At 55.4% G+C, this 18,288-nt stretch carries 18 protein-coding genes and 1 pseudogene; 12 read left to right on the top strand and 7 right to left on the bottom strand.

The annotated features are described in order from the left end of the window. The first annotated feature begins 393 nt into the window (after positions 1–393). The 8 genes from VSS37_RS14320 (at position 394) to VSS37_RS14355 (ending at position 8,482) form a co-directional block, all read left to right on the top strand. Entirely contained in the window at positions 394–1,017 is a 624-nt protein-coding gene (locus VSS37_RS14320; RefSeq protein WP_324696310.1) for a nucleotide-binding protein, read from the top strand. 53 nt (positions 1,018–1,070) lie between these two features. Beyond that, the gene (locus VSS37_RS14325; protein WP_324696312.1) at positions 1,071–1,739 is read left to right on the top strand and encodes a tetratricopeptide repeat protein; all 669 of its coding nucleotides are present in this window, start codon (positions 1,071–1,073) and stop codon (positions 1,737–1,739) included. A 208-nt stretch (positions 1,740–1,947) separates the two neighbouring features. After that, the gene (locus VSS37_RS14330; RefSeq protein ID WP_324696314.1) at positions 1,948–2,838 is read left to right on the top strand and encodes a hypothetical protein; all 891 of its coding nucleotides are present in this window, start codon (positions 1,948–1,950) and stop codon (positions 2,836–2,838) included. Between the two features lie 9 nt (positions 2,839–2,847). Further along, entirely contained in the window at positions 2,848–4,302 is a 1,455-nt protein-coding gene (locus tag VSS37_RS14335) for a dynamin family protein (protein ID WP_324696316.1), read from the top strand. Positions 4,303–4,306: 4 nt separating this feature from the next. Continuing rightward, positions 4,307–5,350 (top strand): FAD:protein FMN transferase, encoded by a 1,044-nt coding sequence (locus VSS37_RS14340; RefSeq protein ID WP_324696318.1) that lies wholly within the window; start codon positions 4,307–4,309, stop codon positions 5,348–5,350. 193 nt (positions 5,351–5,543) lie between these two features. After that, the gene (locus tag VSS37_RS14345; protein ID WP_324696320.1) at positions 5,544–6,740 is read left to right on the top strand and encodes an aspartate aminotransferase family protein; all 1,197 of its coding nucleotides are present in this window, start codon (positions 5,544–5,546) and stop codon (positions 6,738–6,740) included. A 33-nt stretch (positions 6,741–6,773) separates the two neighbouring features. Next, positions 6,774–7,709, top strand: coding sequence for an ornithine carbamoyltransferase (gene argF, locus VSS37_RS14350; RefSeq protein WP_324696322.1), 936 nt, complete (start codon positions 6,774–6,776; stop codon positions 7,707–7,709). After that, on the top strand, positions 7,706–8,482 hold the full coding sequence (locus VSS37_RS14355) for an exodeoxyribonuclease III (RefSeq protein ID WP_324696345.1): 777 nt from the start codon (positions 7,706–7,708) through the stop codon (positions 8,480–8,482). Before argF ends, VSS37_RS14355 begins: the two co-directional genes overlap by 4 nt. 38 nt (positions 8,483–8,520) lie before the next feature. Here the strand turns inward: VSS37_RS14355 and VSS37_RS14360 are convergent, their stop codons facing one another. The 4 genes from VSS37_RS14360 to VSS37_RS14375 all read right to left on the bottom strand — a co-directional run bounded on the left by VSS37_RS14360 (position 8,521) and on the right by VSS37_RS14375 (position 11,556). Then, entirely contained in the window at positions 8,521–9,591 is a 1,071-nt protein-coding gene (locus VSS37_RS14360; protein ID WP_324696323.1) for an EndoU domain-containing protein, read from the bottom strand. Positions 9,592–9,695: 104 nt separating this feature from the next. Continuing rightward, positions 9,696–10,271 carry a YceI family protein gene (locus VSS37_RS14365; protein WP_324696325.1) on the bottom strand — a complete coding sequence of 192 codons (576 nt, stop codon included), beginning with the start codon at positions 10,269–10,271 and terminating at the stop codon, positions 9,696–9,698. Between the two features lie 20 nt (positions 10,272–10,291). Continuing rightward, complete coding sequence (locus tag VSS37_RS14370) at positions 10,292–10,840, bottom strand: cytochrome b (RefSeq protein WP_324696327.1); 549 nt, start codon at positions 10,838–10,840, stop codon at positions 10,292–10,294. An 11-nt stretch (positions 10,841–10,851) separates the two neighbouring features. Then, entirely contained in the window at positions 10,852–11,556 is a 705-nt protein-coding gene (locus VSS37_RS14375) for a pirin family protein (protein WP_324696329.1), read from the bottom strand. Positions 11,557–11,658: 102 nt separating this feature from the next. Between VSS37_RS14375 and VSS37_RS14380 the strand changes: the two genes are divergently transcribed. Beyond that, positions 11,659–12,567: a LysR family transcriptional regulator gene (locus VSS37_RS14380; RefSeq protein WP_324696331.1), complete on the top strand. Its 909-nt coding sequence runs from the start codon at positions 11,659–11,661 to the stop codon at positions 12,565–12,567. A gap of 2 nt (positions 12,568–12,569) precedes the next feature. Here VSS37_RS14380 and VSS37_RS14385 read toward each other — a convergent pair whose 3' ends face one another. The 3 genes and pseudogenes from VSS37_RS14385 to VSS37_RS14395 form a co-directional block, all read right to left on the bottom strand. Next, positions 12,570–13,172 (bottom strand): DedA family protein, encoded by a 603-nt coding sequence (locus VSS37_RS14385; RefSeq protein WP_324696333.1) that lies wholly within the window; start codon positions 13,170–13,172, stop codon positions 12,570–12,572. 23 nt (positions 13,173–13,195) lie between these two features. Then, the gene (locus VSS37_RS14390) at positions 13,196–14,617 is read right to left on the bottom strand and encodes a PhoH family protein (protein WP_324696335.1); all 1,422 of its coding nucleotides are present in this window, start codon (positions 14,615–14,617) and stop codon (positions 13,196–13,198) included. A 23-nt stretch (positions 14,618–14,640) separates the two neighbouring features. After that, positions 14,641–15,115: pseudogene (locus tag VSS37_RS14395) on the bottom strand (peroxiredoxin). Between the two features lie 115 nt (positions 15,116–15,230). On the opposite strand from VSS37_RS14395, the gene dapA reads away from it, so the two are divergent. From dapA to VSS37_RS14410, 3 genes are read left to right on the top strand one after another with little or no spacing between them, the layout of a single operon-like run. Then, positions 15,231–16,112, top strand: a complete 882-nt coding sequence (dapA, locus tag VSS37_RS14400) for a 4-hydroxy-tetrahydrodipicolinate synthase (protein WP_324696337.1) — start codon at positions 15,231–15,233, stop codon at positions 16,110–16,112. 19 nt (positions 16,113–16,131) lie between these two features. Continuing rightward, positions 16,132–17,250, top strand: coding sequence for an NlpB/DapX family lipoprotein (bamC, locus tag VSS37_RS14405; protein ID WP_324696339.1), 1,119 nt, complete (start codon positions 16,132–16,134; stop codon positions 17,248–17,250). Further along, positions 17,250–18,014, top strand: coding sequence for an MBL fold metallo-hydrolase (locus tag VSS37_RS14410; RefSeq protein ID WP_324696341.1), 765 nt, complete (start codon positions 17,250–17,252; stop codon positions 18,012–18,014). Before bamC ends, VSS37_RS14410 begins: the two co-directional genes overlap by 1 nt. Positions 18,015–18,288: the final 274 nt, after the last annotated feature.

Genomic DNA, 18,288 nt, shown 5'->3' on the forward strand with positions numbered 1-18,288 from the left:
CAGCGCCAGAAGCTTCGGCGACCCAAGCTCCAGCACAGCCTGCACCTGAATCTGTGCAGCAGGAACAGCCAGCAGCTAGTGCCGCTCCTGAAGCACCCGCTATGCCTCCGCCGCCACCGCCAGTCTTGCCACAGCCTCAGATGTATTATTATCTGTACGCTGTTCCCGTGTCCCAAGGCCAGGGTGATGGTGGAATGGTTCCGCCGCCGCCGGTACAGTTTAACGCTCAGGGGCAGCCTGTTCCGCTACCAATGCAACCGGTTGCACCACAACAACAGAGTGGTGACCAAACTGGTCAGCCGCCAGCGTCTGTACAACAGTAATGTTGGGCCCGCCTGCTTTCCAGGGAGGGCTGGCGGGTTCTTAACCTGATTGAAACAAAGTGAGTTTCTGATGATTACGCTGATTGGCAACCTCAAGGGAGGGACTGGTAAAAGCACCATAACTTTCAATTTGGCGTTGTGGGTGGCGACCCGCCACAACAAGCATGTGATTGTATACGACCTGGATCCCCAGGCGACGACGGCGGATGCATTTGAAATTCGTCAGGAGGAAGGGTTTCTGCCTGCAATCAAGCCGGTGACGTCGGTAGCCGGTTTGGGCAGCGATGAGGTGAATTCTGAAGTGCTGGTGGACATGGGGTTGGCGGATATGGCTGCGGTGAAAACGGCGGTTTCCATGGCTGACCGTATTCTGGTTCCGGTTGCCCCTAGTCAGGCGGATATCTGGTCTACACAACGGTTCCTGAAGATGATCAATGACTTCCGTGACGGCAAGCCTGTCGAAATCTTGGGGGTCATTAATCGGGCGGACACCCACCATGCTGTGCGTGAAACGGGGGAGGCGGCTGAGGCGATGCAAATGCTGGATGGCATTCAATTGTTGGAGCCGCGCCTATATATGCGCACCACTTACCGGCGTTCTTTCAGCGAGGGGTTGGCTGTCTTCGAAATGGAGCCACGTTCCAAGGCCGCGCAAGAAGTGGATATTTTGGGGCGGGCTCTATATGCGGTATGACCGATCAGCACGAGTAGATGTAATTTGATTTTGGGGTTTTTAAGGAGTTTTAGATGAATATTTTACGTTGGTTGATGAAACATCCCATATTGTTGGCGTGGTTGCTGGCGATTATTGCAATCCTGCTGAATTTTAGCATGAGTGGCAAGCCTGTTGAGCATGGCCAGACGGTTGCGGAGCATGGCCAGAAAACGGGGCAGCATGCGGCACCCGCTGCCGCTCCGCAAGTTGTTGAAGCGGCTCCGGCGGCAATGGCACCGCAACAGCCTGTCCCTGTTCCAGCCCAAGGCGCTGCTGAAGTGGCGGTAATCGCTGGCGAGGCGCAGCAACCGGCAGCGGCCGTTCAGGCTCAAAGCCCTGCCCCTGCTGAAGCGCCTGCGCCTGTTCCTGCACCGCAACAAGCGGCAGCACCCGTTGTTGAGCAGCCTGCGGACTTGCTGAGGGCTGCACGGGAGGCTTACTGGAGTAACGAACTGGATAACGCGGTTGAGTTCTATACTAGCCTGTTGAAGCAAGCGCCAGATTCTATTGAATATAAAGGAGAGCTGGCGAATGTTTATTGGAAGCAGGGCAATGCAAAGAAAGCTGCCGAACTGTTTACAGAGATTGCCCCCAAACTTGCTGCCCAAGGCCGGACAACCGAAGCATTCAATATGAAGTTGTATGTGGATATGGTTGATCCTGAACTGGCCAAGCAGATTGACGCCGCACTGCCTAAATAACCCAGGCGGTATGCACGAAAGGCAGGCCCGGGATTTGACACAGTTAGGGCCTGCCCTTATCGTCATAAAAACAAAAAAATAGTTTAAAACCAAAGGATGTGTAGGAGAAAACAATGGATAGCGCATTGGATAACGCGTAAGCACTCACAGTCTCCCGGCTTTGAGTTTAAGGACATTGCTACAGAAGCCGGGCAATAGGAGCCACTTTATGGGATCGATCGAAAACCACCCTCAAGAAATGAATGATATTGAGGATGAATTGCACGGTGTTGAGAATGAGTTGCAGGATTTTGAGGAGCGACAAGTCAGCGTCACTCGTACCTTGCAAATGATTGTCTACCCGGCGATGGTTGCGTTTATCATTCTTTCCGCGTATGGCTTCTATCTGGTGCAATCCTTGACAACGGATGTTCATGCGCTGACGGCGACCATCGCCGACATGCATAAATCCGTAGAAACCAATATGGATAAAATTTCCGGCACCATGAATGTCATGACCGGCCAGATGAACAACTTGGTGGTGTCGACCAGCCAGATGACGGACAACATCGTAGGCATGAATGACAGCACCCAGAATATGGCGGGCAACATTCAGCAGATGAATGCCTCCACTCAGAACATGGCTGTTTCCACTTATAACATGCAGCGCGATGTCTGGAGCATGAACAAGAACATTTCCGGGCCAATGAAAATGTTCAATAAATTCACTCCCTTTGGCAGCGACAAAACAACGCCGTATGTGGTTCCGCCGCCAACCCTTGCAGCCCCTTATTACAATTATGGTTACTATGGTTGGCCTCAGATGCCGGTCGCCCAATCCCAGCCAGCACAGGCCATAGCGCCAGCGCCTGTGGTTGCTGCATCGCAGCCACAACAGGCACCGCCAATGGAAACCGGCACCAATGGCGCAACAACTGCAATACAAACAGGGGAAGATGCGGTTATGCCCGCAGGCGAAGCCATGCCTGCACCGGCTGTGCCGGTTATTGCCCCAGTCCCGGAACACCCTGATGGCGCCGCAACGGCAAAAGACGGGCATAGCGCCCTTATGCCGGAAGAAGATTTGCTCACTGTCGCAACCGCCATCGCCACCAAATAGAGGAATCATATGACACCAGCCAAGCGCATGGAGCAACGCCTGAAACGGTTGCAAGAGCATCTCAAACGGGAGAATCCGATCCTGGTGGATACCGTCAACCAATATCGGGAACTGGATGCCATTGCCCAAAAGCTTGGTCTGCTGGCAAGTGGCGAATCTTATGCCACCCAGATTTCATGGTGGCCATTGATTTCGGTTCTGGGGACATTTTCAGCGGGTAAGTCCAGTTTCATCAACACATTTTTGGGGGTTGATTTACAGCGCACCGGCAACCAGGCGGTGGACGACCGTTTTACCGTCATTACCTTCAGCCCTGATTCCCAGGTCAGGACTTTGCCGGGGCTTGCTCTGGATGGCGACCCGCGTTTCCCGTTCTATCAGATCAGCGAGGATATCGAGAACGTTTCCAGTGGTGAGGGGGCAAAGATCGATAACTACCTGCAAATGAAGGTTGCGCCCAGCGAAAAGGTGCGCGGTAAGATTCTGATCGATTCACCAGGGTTTGACGCCGACGAGCAACGCAAATCAACATTGCGGATTACCGACCACATTATTGAGCTGTCCGATTTGGTGTTGGTGTTTTTTGACGCCCGCCACCCTGAGCCTGGCGCGATGCAGGATACGCTGGAGCACTTGGTGAAAGGGGCCATGCGCCGCAATGACAGCAGCAAATTCCTGTTCATCCTGAACCAGATTGACACCTCAGCGCGGGAAGACAATCTGGAGGACATTGTGTCCGCGTGGCAAAAATCATTGGTGCAACAGGGGTTGTCGGCAGGCAGCTTCCACATCCTGTTCAATGACAGGCTGGCGGTGCCGGTGCCGGATGAAAACGTATGGGCACGTTATGTCTCCAAGCGCGACGCGGATTACAACCGTATCATGGCGCGGATCGATGGGGTGAACATTGAACGTGTTTACCGCATTATCGGCAGTATGGAGTCCCTTGCCAACCAAATTGAACAACAGGCGATCCCACGTTTGCGTGAAGCGTTGCAGCGTTGGAAAAAGCAGGTGCTGGTGGCGGACGCGTTGCTGTTTGGCCTGCTGGCGATTGCGTTGCTGGCCATGAGCGTGGAGTTTGGCTATTGGGAAGGGTTGCTGTTCAACCCTCCATGGCTGGCGTCGCTGGCGGGCAATGTTTGGGCGACTGGAGCCATCATCATTGTCATTGCGCTGGTTGCTTTGGGCCTGCATTTCCTGGTCCGCAACCGTTTCGCAAAGCGGATTGCCAAGCGTTTAGGCAATGAGGACTCTTTTGGCAACCTGTCAAGCGCATTCCTGAAAAGCACGAAATTTTGGCGCAGTATCTTTCAGTGTTCGCCAGCAGGCTGGAGCCGCCGCACCCGGGGACGGTTGGATGCAATCCGCCATGCGACAGACCGCTTTGTCCAGCATTTGAATGACCGCTTCACCAGCCCTTCCGGGGATAAGGGTGCCGCAACGACGGGAAATAAAGCCTAGTGCCATGTTGCTGAACATCATGAAGGGAGTATCGATTCTTGCAGTGGTGCTGGGTTTTTTGTTGACGCTTTCCGCGTGCGGAAAGCAGCCGCAGGGGTTGCATCTGGAGGGTATGCAAGGGACTGCTTTGTGGCATGTCACCATTACTGATGCGCCTGTGGCTGTTTCAGGGGATGAGCTCCAGTCTGGTTTGGAAAAGACAATGGCGGCGTCCAACAAGCTGATTGCCACTTGGGATCAGGATTCGGAAATTTCGCGTTTCAATCAGTACCAAGGCGGTGATTGGTTTGCCGTCTCCGCTGATTTGGCGAAGCTGGTTGACACGACGTTGCAGATCAGCGCCCAAAGCGGCGGCGTGTACGACGTGACGGTTGGGCCGCTGATCAAGCTCTGGGGGTTCGCCTCCCATGATTCCGCCAAGGATGTTGTCCCTGGCCAGGCGGAGATTGACGCCACCCGTGCCAAAGTGGGCTACCAAAAATTGCAGGTGCGGCTTGACCCGCCAGCGTTGCGCAAGTCCAGGCCCGATGTCCTGGTGGAGCTTGCCTCAGTCGCCGATGGGTTTGCCGCCGATCAGGTGGGGTTGTATCTGGAGTCCCGTGGCGTCAAGCAATATATGGTGGAGGTTGCCGGGGAAATCCGCACCCGTGGCCTCAGCCCACGCGGTGATGACTGGAGGATCGCCATCGAAAAGCCTATTGAGGAAGGGCAGGCTGTCCAGCAGGGCATTGAACTCAAGGACGCGGGCTTGGCGACTTCCGGCGATTACCGCAATTATTTTATCCAGGGCGGCAAGCGTTATTCCCATACCATTGACCCGGCTACGGGGTATCCTGTCACCTATAACCTTGCTTCCGTTTCGGTGCTGGCCGCCAATGCAACACTTGCAGATGCTTACGCGACGACATTGATGGCGTCGGGAGAGGAAAAAGGCAAGGCTTTTGCGGAACAGCATGGCATCAGCGCTTATTTTATCTGGCGCACCGACCAAGGGTTTGCGACTGATGAGACGGCGGGCTTTAAGCAAGCCATGATAGCCGGTGAATAAGCTTGCAGGGCGCAAGCTGATGGGTATTTTTCGTTCCTGCCACTGATGTCAATAAACTGCTTGACAAAGTTCCTGTTTGGTGGTTGACAAGCCTATGCCTATTGCATATAGTCTTCCGCTTTCTTTGCAAAGGCAGCCTGTCTGGGCTGCCTTTCGCATTTCTGGCTGCTATGCTCGAAGTGGAGGTAAGGCCGTGACCCATGCAGTAATGCCAACCTATGCCCGCTTGCCGGTGACTTTCACCAGAGGCGAAGGTGTATACCTGTGGGATGCCGCAGGCAAACAATATCTGGACGCCCTCAGTGGCATTTCCGTTTGCAATGTGGGTCATGCGCGCCGTGAGGTGGCGGAAGCCATTTGTGAGCAAGCCAACAATCTGTTGCACACTTCCAACCTTTATCAGATCGAACACCAGCAAGCGCTGGCGGAAAAGTTGTGCGCGTTATCCGGGTTGGACAATGTTTTTTTCGGCAATTCCGGCGCGGAAGCCAATGAAGCCGCCATCAAGATTGCGCGTCTGTATGGCCATAACAAGGGCGTCGCCAAGCCAACCATCGTGGTGATGGGCAACTCTTTCCACGGGCGGACGTTGGCGACCTTGACGGCGACCGGCAACGCCAAGGTGCAGGCTGGCTTTGCGCCATTGGTGGAAGGCTTCGTGCGGGTCGGGTATGGCGACGCTGACGCCGTGGAAGCGTTAGCGGCGGACAATCCGGACATTGTCGCGGTGCTGGTGGAGCCGGTGCAGGGCGAAGGCGGCATCCGCATTCCGGCGGACGATTATCTGCCACGCCTGCGCGCCATTTGCGACCAATATGGCTGGTTGCTGATGCTGGATGAAATTCAGGCTGGCCTATGCCGCACCGGTGAGTGGTTTGCATTCCAGCATACTGGTGTTACCCCTGATGTGATGACCTTGGCGAAGGCGCTGGGCAACGGCGTGCCGATTGGCGCGTGTCTTGCACGAGGGAAAGCAGCCAGTGTCTTTGGGCCTGGCAACCATGGTTCAACGTTCGGCGGCAACCCGTTGGCCTGCCGTGCGGCTTTGGCTGTCCTGGATGTGATGGAAAAGGAAAATTTGGCGGGTAAAGCCAAGGAAATGGGTGAATATTTCATCATGCAATTCCACACCCGTCTGGCGGGCCTTGGCGGCGTGCGCGATATCCGTGGCAAGGGATTGATGCTGGGTATTGAGCTGGAGCGTGATTGCGGCGAACTGGTCAGGCAGGCGCTGGCGCAAGGCCTGCTGATCAATGTGACGGCAGGCAATGTTATCCGCCTGCTGCCGCCGTTGGTCATAACCCGTGACCAGGCTGATCAAATAATAACTATGGTAACAGAATTGGTGCAGGCGTTCTTGCAACCGGCTGCTGGAGAAAAGCCGTCCTGAGTGGGCGGTTGAACGAGAGAGGATCAGAGAGAGATGAATAATGTTGTCAGGCACTTCCTAACGCTAACCGACTTTACGCCTGTTGAATTGCACGCCGTCATTGGCCGCGCCATCCAGCTCAAGGATAGGTGGAAGCGCGGTGAAGCCTACGAGCCACTCCACTTGCGCACGCTGGCGATGATTTTTGAGAAGTCTTCCACCCGCACCCGCGTGTCTTTTGAGGCGGGCATGACCCAATTGGGCGGGCATTCCATGTTCCTGTCGCCTAACGACACCCAACTGGGGCGTGGAGAGCCGATTGAGGATTCCGCCAAGGTCATTTCGCGCATGGTTGATGTGGTCATGATCCGCACTTTCGAACAGGCAAAGGTTGAATTGTTTGCCAAGAATTCACGGGTGCCGGTAATCAATGCGCTGACCGACAAGTTTCACCCCTGCCAATTATTGGCCGACATGATGACATGGATGGAACAGCGCGGCCTGCCCAATGGCAAGACCGTGGCCTGGATCGGCGATGGCAACAATATGTGCCATTCCTGGATGAATGCCGCCAAGTTGTTTGGTTTCCACCTGAATGTGGCCTGCCCGGAAGGCTATGACCCGGATGCGGATGTGGTGGAGGCTTCCAAGGGGCATGTGACTTTCTTCCGTGACCCGAGCGAAGCAGTCAAAGGCGTTGAAGTTGTGGTAACGGACACCTGGGCCAGCATGGGGCAGGAAGCCGAAAAGCTGGAGCGCGAACGGGCGTTCAACGGTTATCAGGTGACGGCGGATATGATGAAGTTGGCTGCCAAGGACGCGTTGTTCATGCACTGCCTGCCTGCCTATCGCGGTATGGAGGTTTCCGCCGAGGTCATGGATGGCCCGCAAAGCGTGGTCTGGGACGAAGCGGAAAACCGCCTGCATGCGCAAAAAGCCTTGCTGGAAGTGCTGGTGTGTGGTTTTCCGGAAGGCATGCCGACGGCGTGAGGGTCATTTCCGCCAACACCAACGGCATCCGCTCCGCCGCCAAGAAAGGTTTCTTCACATGGATGCTGAAGCAGGATGCAGATGTGGTCTGCATCCAGGAAACCAAGGCGCAGACGGGGCAATTGGAGGCGGAGCGGGAAACATTTTTCCCGGCAGGTTACCACTGCTATTACCATGACGCTGAAAAGAAGGGCTACAGCGGGGTGGCGCTTTATTGCCGCCAGCAACCGGATGAAGTCATCACCGGCATGGGCAACGCCGAGTTCGATGTGGAAGGGCGTTATATTGAGGCGCGTTTCGGCAACCTGAGCGTGGTGTCGTTGTACCTGCCATCCGGCTCTTCCAGCGAGGAGCGCCAACAGGCCAAGTACCGCTGCATGGATTTCTTTCTGCCGGTCATGGAAGCGATGGAAGCTTCCGGGCGTGACTGCATCATCTGTGGCGACTGGAATATCGCCCACAAGAACATCGACCTGAAAAACTGGAAATCCAACCAGAAGAATTCCGGTTTCCTGCCGGAAGAGCGCGCTTGGTTGGACAAGCTGTTTGACGGGGTGGGATTCGTCGATGGTTTCCGCGAAGTGAACCAGGAAGCCGACCAATACACCTGGTGGTCAAACCGTGGGCAGGCATGGGCGAAAAACGTCGGCTGGCGGATTGATTACCACATCCTTACCCCCTCCATGAAAGGCAAGGTCAAGGCGGCGTGGATTTACAAGGATGAACGCTTTTCCGACCATGCGCCGCTGATTCTGGACTACGATTACCCCTGAATGTTGCCAACTTTTGTGGGCAACAGTTGGTTTTTCCTCTACTGCAAGCTGAACGGCGCGGCGCACGGCGTTTCACGCGAATCAGGCGTGGCGTCCGGGTAGAACGTGCGGATGCCGATATTGCGCCGCACAAACACCGTTGAAAACGCTTTGCCATCATCCGCTACGGGTAAAATGCAGGCTGTGCTGTCCGTTGCGTTGGTCGGGTTCTCCGCGAAGGCGCGGGTGGCGGCTTTGAGGATGTCTTCGGCATCCAGCGTCAGGCCATAGCCCTTGATGGAGGAGCGCGCAATGCCGCCATTGGCCGCTTTCATGGTGGCGCCCATTGAGTACAACACGCCCGGCACGACTTCATTCTGCCGGTAATTGTCCATCCGGCAAGCGTCGCCGCTGGCCTGCAATTGCTCATAGCGTCCGTAAAAGTGCAGGCCGCCAATCGGGCCACCCGCTTCCGGCTCGCCACAGAAAATATGGTCGAAGGCTTTGATGGCGAACCACGCGTCCGTCAAATCCTTCAGGTAAGCCCGGTCGGAATCTGGCATTGGGCGGTTGGCGTACACCTGCCCATGGGTAAAGGTGCGGATGCGTTGCAGTACATCGGGGTGGTCAAGCAACAGCTGCTGGAATTCTGCCGGGGCAACCACTTTGCCCGCCGCGCCGCATACGTCATTGAGCGCCCGGTCGAAGTCGTTGAGCGCCGGGGCTGGCGGCGTAATGTCCACAGTCCCACCGACATTGATCTTGACCGGGTTATCCATATCGTCGAAAAACGGCAGGCATTGCGCCGGATGATTGGTGGGTGGTGTCAGTGGTGGGGTGTCTGCGTTGCCAGAGTAATGGCCACAACCAAGCTCCGCCCACTTGTTTTCCGCGCCCAGCCGCAGCAGCGTATGGGTCGGGTCAGGTTGCCGGTTTTCCGCGACTGCCATGTAAGCCACGCCCACTTCCAGCGTGACCGGGTTGGTTTTCTGGCGGATGGAGGTGTAGGCCTCGCATGCCTGATCGACAATAAAGTTGCGTGGTTGCGGGAAGGACACTTGCGCGAATGCCGCCTGATTGCCTGCCAAAACCATGATGGTGGCGATGATTGCCTTTAGCCCCTGCTTCATGCCGATCCCCTTGTCTAGAATGTCATGAATACTTTATAGCACGGCTGCATGACAGCCGTGTTTACTTTCAAGTCAATGATGGGGTGCAGGGTGATGAGCGCTGATTATTTGCGCACACCTTCAATGGAAAGGATCATTTCCACTTCCTGTGAGTCAGGGCCAAGGTCTTTCTTGATGCCGAAATCCTTCAGGGCGAACTGGGTGCTGCCGCTAAAGCCGCGCCGGAACCCGCCCCATGGGTCATTGCCAGCACCTATCGACTTGACATCGATGGTGATGGGCTTGGTGACGCCGTGCAGGGTCAGGTCGCCTTCCAGCTTGCCAGCCCCATCCGCCGCTGGCGTGAATTTGGTGCTGACGAATTTGGCTTCCGGGAATTTCTTCACGTCCAGGAAATCATCGCTGCGCAAGTGCTTGTCACGCTCGGCATGGTTGCTGTTGACACTGTCAGCGTCGATGGTGACTTCCACTTTAGAATCTGCCGGTTTGGCTTCGTCGTAGCTGAATTGGCCGCTGAATTTGTCAAAGCGCCCATACAGCCAGCTATAGCCCAAGTGCTTGATACGGAACTGGATGGAGGCGTGCATGCCTTCGGTGTCAATGGTGTAGTCTTCCGCGTAGGCTGCATTGCCCACCAGCAGGCCAACAGCCAGCAGTGAAGTTGCGATTGCTTGTTTCATGAGGTTTCTCCCGTATTGAATTAGCCCCTGCCCAGCATGCGGGTGAGGGTGTTGTCTTTCCAGTAAAAATGGTGGATGAAAGCGGCCAGCGCATGGACGCCAACCAGAAAAATGAACAAATTGGCGGCGATTTCGTGAATGTTGCCCGCCAAGTCGGCGCGTTCCTTGCTGGCGGGCAGCAGGGCGGGTAGCTCAAACCAGCCGAACACGCTGACGCCATGGGCCTCCGCCGTGGAAATCAGGTAGCCGCTGATGATCAGGGTGAACAGCAGCGCATACAGCGCGAGGTGCCCAAGTTTGCCCGCCAAATGGGTAAAGGCGGGCGCGCCGCCACTGGCGGCAGGGCGTGGCTGGGAATGCAGCCATGCCAACCGCACCAGCAGCAAACCAGCGAGGATAACGCCGGTGGATTTGTGCAGCGCTGGCAGCTTATGGTACAGGTCGTCGTAGTAATCCAGGTCGACCATGTAGTCGCCAATGACGTACATCCCGATCAGGGCGATGGCCATCACCCAGTGCAACAGGATGGAAACCCATCCATAAGCCTGTGTTGTGTTCCGTGCTTGCACAATCTTCTCCTTTAATGGGCTGCGGGCAAATCAAACAGCAGAAACTCGGCGTTTGACTGGGTGGAAAACGCCAGTTCCGTTTCCGCCGTGATTTCCGCCGCATCCCCGGCCTGCAAGGTTGCGCCATTCAGTATCAGGACTCCTTTCGCAACATGCACATAAACCGCACGCCCGTCCGGTTTTGAGAACTGGACGGCTTCGCCATCTTGCAGGATGCTGGCGTACAAACTGGCGTCGGTGTTCATGTTCAGGGAATTGCCCCGCCCATCGGGTGACGCCAGCAGTTGCAAGACGCCACGCCGTTGTTCCAGCGGGAAGTGTTCCTGCGCATAGCCGGGCCGGATGCCGGTAAATTTCGGCTGAATCCAGATTTGCAGCAGGTGCACGTTTTCGTCCGCCGAATGGTTGAACTCGGAATGCAGGATGCCGCGCCCGGCGCTCATGCGTTGCACATCGCCAGGGCGGATGGTGCTGCCGTTGCCGAGGCTGTCCTTGTGCGACAATGCGCCTTCCATCACATAGGTGATGATTTCCATGTCGCGGTGGCCATGCATCGGGAAACCGCCTTTGGCCGCCACCCAGTCCTCATTGATCACGCGCAGGCTGGAGAATCCCATGCGGTCTGGGTCGTAGTATTCGCCAAATGAAAAGCTATGACGGCTATCCAGCCACTCATTGCTGAATTTGCCGCGCGAGTCTGAAGTGATGATGTTCATGTTCTGCTCCTTGCACGATATTTACTTGAGTAAGATATTAGGATTTAATGTTATTTTGATAAAGACACTAAAATTGAATTGACTCTAAACAAGGAGTTTAAAATGAGTCGGCTGGACTACATGGAAAACTTTGTGGCGGTCGTTGACACCGGCAGCATCACCGCAGCCGCCGACAAGTTGGAGCTTACCGTCGCTGCTGTCAGTAAACGCCTGAAAATACTGGAAACCCATCTCGGTGTGCGGTTGCTGACCCGCAATACCCGCCAGCTTGCCCTGACGGAGGCGGGGCAGTATTACTACCAGCATTGCCGTGAAATCCTGGAGGAAGTGAGCCGGGTCGACCAGCACCTGCTGGCGATGCAAGGCACGCTCAGTGGTTCGTTGCGGATCAATATGCCGATGACCTATGGGAAAGTGCGCCTGTCGAAACTGTTGATCCGCTTCCTGCAGCAATACCCCGACATCCACCTGACCGCACATCTGGATGATGCCTACACGGACGCCGCCAGTGGTGACTACGATGTGGTCATCCGCATCGGTGTGCTGGATGATTCCCGGCTGATTGCCCGCAGGCTGGAAAATGCCCAACTGTTGGCGGTTGCCGCGCCCGCTTATTTGCAGCGGCATGGTGTTCCGCAAACACCGGCTGACCTCAGCAAGCACCAGTGCCTGCATTACACCAACGCCAGCTTGCGCGAAGGTTGGACTTTCCATGATCAGGAGGGCAAGGCGCATAACGTGCAGGTTACTGGCCCATTCTGCGCCAACAACGGTGAAGTGCTGAAGCAAGCGGCGGTCGCCGGGTTGGGGATCACGTTATTGCCCGATTTTGAGCTGGCGGGTGAATTGAAGAAAGGCGAACTGGCGCATATCCTGCCCGAGTATTTCGCGCAAACGGTCAGTGTCTATGCGGTTTACCCGTCGCGCCAGTTCCTGCCGGAAAAGACGCGCGCGTTGGTGGAGTTCCTGATACAGGGGGTGCAGGAGGGGAAGGGGGCTGAAGCTGCTTGATGTCAGGCCGCCCGCCGTTTTTGCCAGACGTAATACCCCGCCAGCACCAGCGCGACAAAGGCGATGACCCCTAAGGTCACGAGATGCAGGTTTTCCTTGATCAATTGCTCGTTGCCGCCGATGAAATAGCCTACCGAGGTCAGCACCACTGACCAGATGCCTGCACCCAATGCGGTGTAAAAGCTGAATTTGGCGAAATTCATCCGTGTCAATCCGGCAGGCAGGGAGATGAGGTGGCGGATACCTAAAATCAGGCGGCCAGTAAAGGTTGAAATCGCCCCATGTTTGACAAAGAAGGCGTCCGTCTTCTGCAACAGGGCGGGGCGGACAAAGAAGTATTTTCCATAACGTTCCAGAAATGGCCGCCCGACCCACAGGGCGAACGCATAGTTGAGGGACGCGCCGACCAGGCTGCCCAACGTGGAAGCCAAAATGATCAGGAAGAAATTCATATCCCCTTTTTGGGCGTGATACCCAGCAGGCATCAGGACGAATTCACTCGGGACAGGCAAAACGGTGGACTCCATCGCCATCGCCACGAAAATGCCGGGGTACCCCCATGCCTTGACAAGCTCAAGCACCCAGTTCACGAAATCATGCAACATGCAAAATCCTTGGTTGTTTGTCTTTACAGATGGTCGGAGGCGTAATCAGCCAGCCGCGAACGTTCCCCACGTTGCAGCGTGACATGCCCGCCATGTGGCCAGCCCTTGAAGCGGTCGACGACATAGGTAAGCCCTGAGGAGGTTTCCGTCAAGTAAGGCGTGTCAATTTGGGCGATATTGCCAAGACATACGACCTTGGTGCCCGGCCCGGCGCGGGTAATGAGGGTTTTCATCTGTTTCGGCGTCAGGTTCTGCGCTTCGTCGATAATGATGTAGCGGTTGAGGAAGGTGCGCCCGCGCATGAAGTTCAGCGATTTGATCTTGATCTTGCTCATCAGGAATTCGTCGGTGGCGGTGCGGCCCCATTTGCCGCCATTGCTGGGTTGGGTCAGCACTTCCAGGTTGTCCATCAGCGCGCCCATCCAGGGCGTCATCTTTTCCTCTTCCGAGCCGGGCAGGAAGCCGATGTCTTCGCCCACTGGGACGGTGACGCGGGTCATGATGATTTCCTTGTACAACTGCTCATCCAACAGTTGCGCCAAGCCTGCCGCCAGCGTCAGCAGGGTCTTGCCCGTGCCTGCTGCCCCCAGCAGGGTGACGATGTCGATTTCCGGATCCATCAGCAAGTTCAGGGCGAAATTTTGCTCGCGGTTGCGTGCAGTGATGCCCCATACCGCATGGCGGGTCTCGGTATAGTCGCGGACGGTTTCAATAATGGCGTGGTCGGGCGCTTTTTCACGCACGATGGCTTCAAACGGCGAGTCGCCCGGCATGGCAAGAAAATGTCCTGGCAGCCATTCGTTGGTCATCGGGCCGACCAGTTTGTAAAAGGTGTGCCCTTGTTCCTGCCAAGATTTCATTTCCCTGGAATGCCCTTCCCAGAAATTGGCGGGCAGTTCGTGGAAGCCGGTCGGCAACAGGTCGGCGTCATCCAGCACCTGGTCGTTGAAATAGTCTTCCGCCTTCAGGCCAACGATGGTCGCCTTGATGCGCAGGTTGATGTCCTTGGAAACCAGGATGACATCACGGTCAGGGTGCTTGTCACACAGGCTCAATGCCACGCTCAGGATGTTGTTGTCCGGTGAGTCGCCTGGCAGGTTGCGCGGCAGTTTGTGGTTCAAGGCTTCTGTCTGGAAGAACAAATGGCCGTTGGTGCCCTTGCCGCTGGTGCTGAGGATGTCGCTTGCCAGGGGGATGCCCGCGTTGATGGCGGAAGTTTCCACCCCGACCATCAGTTCATCCAGAAAGCGGCTGACCTGACGGACATTGCGGGCGACTTCGGATACGCCTTTCTTGCTGCGGTCCAGTTCTTCAAGCACTACCATCGGTAGGAAAATGTCATGTTCCTGAAAGCGGAACAGGGCGGTTGGGTCGTGCATCAGCACATTGGTGTCGAGGACAAACAAGCGTTTTTCGTGGGTATGGGCGGCGTGTACTGGACTCATGTGGTTCCTGTTGTTTTGTGTATTTAGGGCAGGGCTTGTGCTGCGGCCAGGACGGCTTCCACATGGCCCTTGACGGAAACTTTTCTCCATTCATGGCGCAGGGTGCCCTGTTTGTCAATCAGGAATGTGCTGCGCTCAATGCCTTGCACCTGTTTGCCGTACATGTTTTTCAGCTTGATGACGTCGAACAGGTTGCAGATGGCTTCGTCCTGGTCGGACAGCAGTTCAAACGGGAAGGACTGTTTGGCCTTGAAGTTTTCGTGTGATTTCAGGCTATCGCGGGAAACGCCGAAAATTTCAGTGTCCGCAGCCTGAAACTGCGCATAGGCGTCGCGGAAATCCTGCCCTTCAGTCGTGCAGCCGGGTGTGCTGTCCTTTGGGTAAAACGTAGAGGACAATATTGGCTTTGTCCCTGAAATCAGACAGGCGGAAGGTCTGGTCGGAAGTGGCGGCGATTGCAAAGTCCGTGACAGTTTGTCCTATGGCTGGGGTGGTCATGCGTTTCTCCTTGGGGATTTAGGATGGCGGGCGGTAATGAACTCGCCCGGTGTAATGCTTGTGTTTCATTACCTGCGCCAGTAGTATGCTGTCAAACTATTTTTTGGAGGAACACATGTTTCGCGGCAGTATGGTGGCTCTCATTACCCCGATGCAGGCCAACGGGGAGCTTGATGAGGCGGCATTGGAGGCCTTGGTGGCCTTCCATCTTGAAAATGGCACTGACGCCATTGTGGCGGTCGGTACAACGGGCGAGTCGGCAACCCTGGACTACGAGGAGCACCGCCATGTCGTGAAGCGTGTGGTTGATCTGGTGGCGGGCAAGGTTCCCGTCATTGCGGGCACTGGCTCCAACAGCACCGCCGAAGCGATCGAAATGACCAGCTACGCCATGCAGGATGGCGCGGACGCATGCCTGCTGGTGACGCCCTACTATAACAAGCCGACCCAGGAAGGTTTGTTCCAGCACTATAAAGCGATTGCTGACCGGGTCGCCATCCCGCAAATCCTTTACAATGTGCCTGGCCGGACGGCTTGCGATTTGTTGCCGGAAACGGTCGAGCGCCTTGCTTCGGTTTCCAATATCGTCGGCGTCAAGGAAGCCACTGGCAACCTTGAGCGGGGTAGGGACATCCTGCAACGTTGCGGAGACCGCATCGACCTTTACAGTGGTGACGACGCCACCGCAATGGAGCTGATCCTGTTGGGTGCGAAGGGAAACATTTCGGTGACCGCCAATGTCGCTCCCAAAGCCATGCATGATTTATGCGCCGCCGCATTGGCTGGCGACTGCGAAACAGCTGCCCGTATCGATGCAACGCTGGCGGATTTGAACAAAAGCCTGTTCCTTGAGCCTAATCCCGTTCCGGTGAAATGGGCTTTGGCGCAAATGGGCTTTGGTGATGAACGTGGCATACGTTTGCCGCTTGTCCCCTGTTCTGACGCCATCAAGCCACAACTGCTGGCGGCCATGCGCAAAGCGGGTATTGACTGTTAGTTTCTAAACGGAATTTGCAATGACCCCTATGACTATTTTCCATTCCTCACGCTGGATGTTGGCCGTTGGGTCAGTGTTGGCGTTGTCAGCTTGTTCTGGGTTCAATATTGATTCGGTTGGCGATAGGGTTGATTACAAGAACAATAAAAGCGTCAATTCATTGGAGCTCCCGCCCGATTTGAATGCACCGGATTACGACAACACTTTTGCAGCGGTTCCCGGCGGCGCTGTCAGCGCCAATGCATTGGAGCACGGGCAGGCGCAATCCCAAACCCGTGAGGTGTTGCCAGCCACTGCGGGCATCCAGCTTATGCGCGAAGGCAATGTGCGCTGGTTGCAGGTCAATGCTCCGGCAGATGCTGTTTGGCCGAAATTGCATGCGTTTTGGCAAACCATGGGGGTGGCCGTCAAGCGTGATGAGCCGCGTATCGGCATTATGGAAACCGATTGGGCGGAAAACAGGGCCGAAATTCCGTTGGATGGCATCCGTAAGGCGCTTGGCAAAGTGTTCGAAGGCATGTATGACGCCGGTAGCCGTGACCGCTTCAAAATCCGTCTGGAGCGCCCTTCAGCGCAGGCCACCAATATTTTCCTCAGCCATGAACGGGCGGAGGAAAACGTCAGCGGTACGGGCGTAAAATGGGAATATGCACCCTCCAAGCCGGAGCTTGAAGCTGAGATGCTTAACCGTCTGATGGTCTTCATGCAGGGCGGCGATCCGACGCAAAACGCCAAGCCGGTTGCTGAAGCCCGGCAAACTTCGGTTCCGGTTGCCATGACGCAATTGGAGGGGGGGCAGCCAGCCCTTGCAGTCAATGGCTCCGCCAACGATGTATGGGTTCGTACTGGGGTTATGCTTGGCCGTATTGGCATGAGCATCGAAGGCCAACAGCGGGCTAATGGTGTTTACCTCGCCAGTTATGCTGGGGATGTTGGCAAGGATGGCCAGCAAGGGTTTTTCTCGCGTTTGTTTAAATCTGACCGTGATATGTTGAAGGTCGGTAGCCGCTATCAAATACAAGTTTCCGATGCTGGTTCTCGCAGTTTGATCACGGTTGGGGATGCTGACGGCAACCCTCTCAAGCCTAGCGCCGCTAATGCCCTTTTGGAGCGCCTCAAGTCCGAATTTGAGCGCTGATGCTGCGTTTTGCCTCGCTAGGGAGTGGCAGCAAAGGCAATGGCGCATTAATTGAGTCTGGCAAAACCCGGGTTTTGCTGGACTGTGGTTTTTCTTTGGGGGAGACAGAGCGTCGTTTGCATCGCCTTGGCTGCTCCCCTCACTCGCTTACCGCTATTCTTGTGACCCATGAACATGGGGATCATGCTGCAGGAGTCGGGCGTCTTTCCCGCCGTTATAATCTCCCGGTCTGGTTGACGGTTGGTACTTGTCATGCCATGCGCGACACCCAGTTTTTCTGCACTCGCTATATCAATGTTCACCAGGAGCTGGAAATCAACGATTTGCACATCGCTCCGTTTCCGGTTCCCCATGATGCGCGTGAGCCTTGCCAGTTTGTTTTCAGTGACGGCGCTTGTCGTCTTGGTGTGCTGACGGATGTTGGCAGCCATACTCCGTTGATCGTTCAAATGCTGCAAAAACTGGACGCATTGATGTTGGAATGCAATTACGACGCAGACATGTTGGCCAATGGTCCCTATCCTCCCGCACTGCAGAAGAGAGTGGCCGGACGTTATGGACATCTGGATAACAGACAGTCGACCTTTTTACTGGAGCAGATCGATTTGAGTGTGTTGCAGCACCTTGTTGGTATGCATTTAAGCGAGAACAATAACCTTCCCGAATATGCGCTCGCAGCTTTGTGTTCTGGCGTAGGTTGTGAGCAAGGTTGGATTCAGCTTGCAAATCAGGGTGATGGAATTGACTGGCTGGAGCTTCGATAAGAAAATTCAAAAAAGTTTCATTTTATCCGTTGACGACCTGAACGCAGTCTGTATAATGCGCGACTTCTTCAGGGCTGAGAGGTTCTGAAAAGAAAAGGAAAATCAAATAGTTGTTTGTAAATATTTGATTTTCTGGAGCGAAAAGAGATCGAAAGAAAGTGCTTGACACGGCAAATCGAAATCTCTAGAATTCGCTCCTCACGCAAGGTTAAATTTCCTTGAAACAGAAGGAAAATCAGAGACTTAGGTTGAAGGTTGGAAATCTGAAGTGGAC

The sequence above is a fragment of the Candidatus Thiothrix phosphatis genome (assembly GCF_035668035.1).
GTDB lineage: Bacteria > Pseudomonadota > Gammaproteobacteria > Thiotrichales > Thiotrichaceae > Thiothrix > Thiothrix phosphatis.

What these genes read in the sequence shown, in the direction of transcription:
- VSS37_RS14330 (WP_324696314.1), top strand. Translation starts at nt 1,948, where the DNA reads ATGGGATCGATCGAAAACCACCCTCAAGAAATGAATGATATTGAGGAT.
- VSS37_RS14410 (WP_324696341.1), top strand. Translation starts at nt 17,250, where the DNA reads ATGCTGCGTTTTGCCTCGCTAGGGAGTGGCAGCAAAGGCAATGGCGCA.
- VSS37_RS14360 (WP_324696323.1), bottom strand. Translation starts at nt 9,591, where the DNA reads ATGAAGCAGGGGCTAAAGGCAATCATCGCCACCATCATGGTTTTGGCA.
- VSS37_RS14390 (WP_324696335.1), bottom strand. Translation starts at nt 14,617, where the DNA reads ATGAGTCCAGTACACGCCGCCCATACCCACGAAAAACGCTTGTTTGTC.
- VSS37_RS14320 (WP_324696310.1), top strand. Translation starts at nt 394, where the DNA reads ATGATTACGCTGATTGGCAACCTCAAGGGAGGGACTGGTAAAAGCACC.
- VSS37_RS14335 (WP_324696316.1), top strand. Translation starts at nt 2,848, where the DNA reads ATGACACCAGCCAAGCGCATGGAGCAACGCCTGAAACGGTTGCAAGAG.
- VSS37_RS14325 (WP_324696312.1), top strand. Translation starts at nt 1,071, where the DNA reads ATGAATATTTTACGTTGGTTGATGAAACATCCCATATTGTTGGCGTGG.
- VSS37_RS14340 (WP_324696318.1), top strand. Translation starts at nt 4,307, where the DNA reads ATGTTGCTGAACATCATGAAGGGAGTATCGATTCTTGCAGTGGTGCTG.
- dapA (WP_324696337.1), top strand. Translation starts at nt 15,231, where the DNA reads ATGTTTCGCGGCAGTATGGTGGCTCTCATTACCCCGATGCAGGCCAAC.
- VSS37_RS14365 (WP_324696325.1), bottom strand. Translation starts at nt 10,271, where the DNA reads ATGAAACAAGCAATCGCAACTTCACTGCTGGCTGTTGGCCTGCTGGTG.
- VSS37_RS14385 (WP_324696333.1), bottom strand. Translation starts at nt 13,172, where the DNA reads ATGTTGCATGATTTCGTGAACTGGGTGCTTGAGCTTGTCAAGGCATGG.
- argF (WP_324696322.1), top strand. Translation starts at nt 6,774, where the DNA reads ATGAATAATGTTGTCAGGCACTTCCTAACGCTAACCGACTTTACGCCT.
- VSS37_RS14375 (WP_324696329.1), bottom strand. Translation starts at nt 11,556, where the DNA reads ATGAACATCATCACTTCAGACTCGCGCGGCAAATTCAGCAATGAGTGG.
- bamC (WP_324696339.1), top strand. Translation starts at nt 16,132, where the DNA reads ATGACCCCTATGACTATTTTCCATTCCTCACGCTGGATGTTGGCCGTT.
- VSS37_RS14380 (WP_324696331.1), top strand. Translation starts at nt 11,659, where the DNA reads ATGAGTCGGCTGGACTACATGGAAAACTTTGTGGCGGTCGTTGACACC.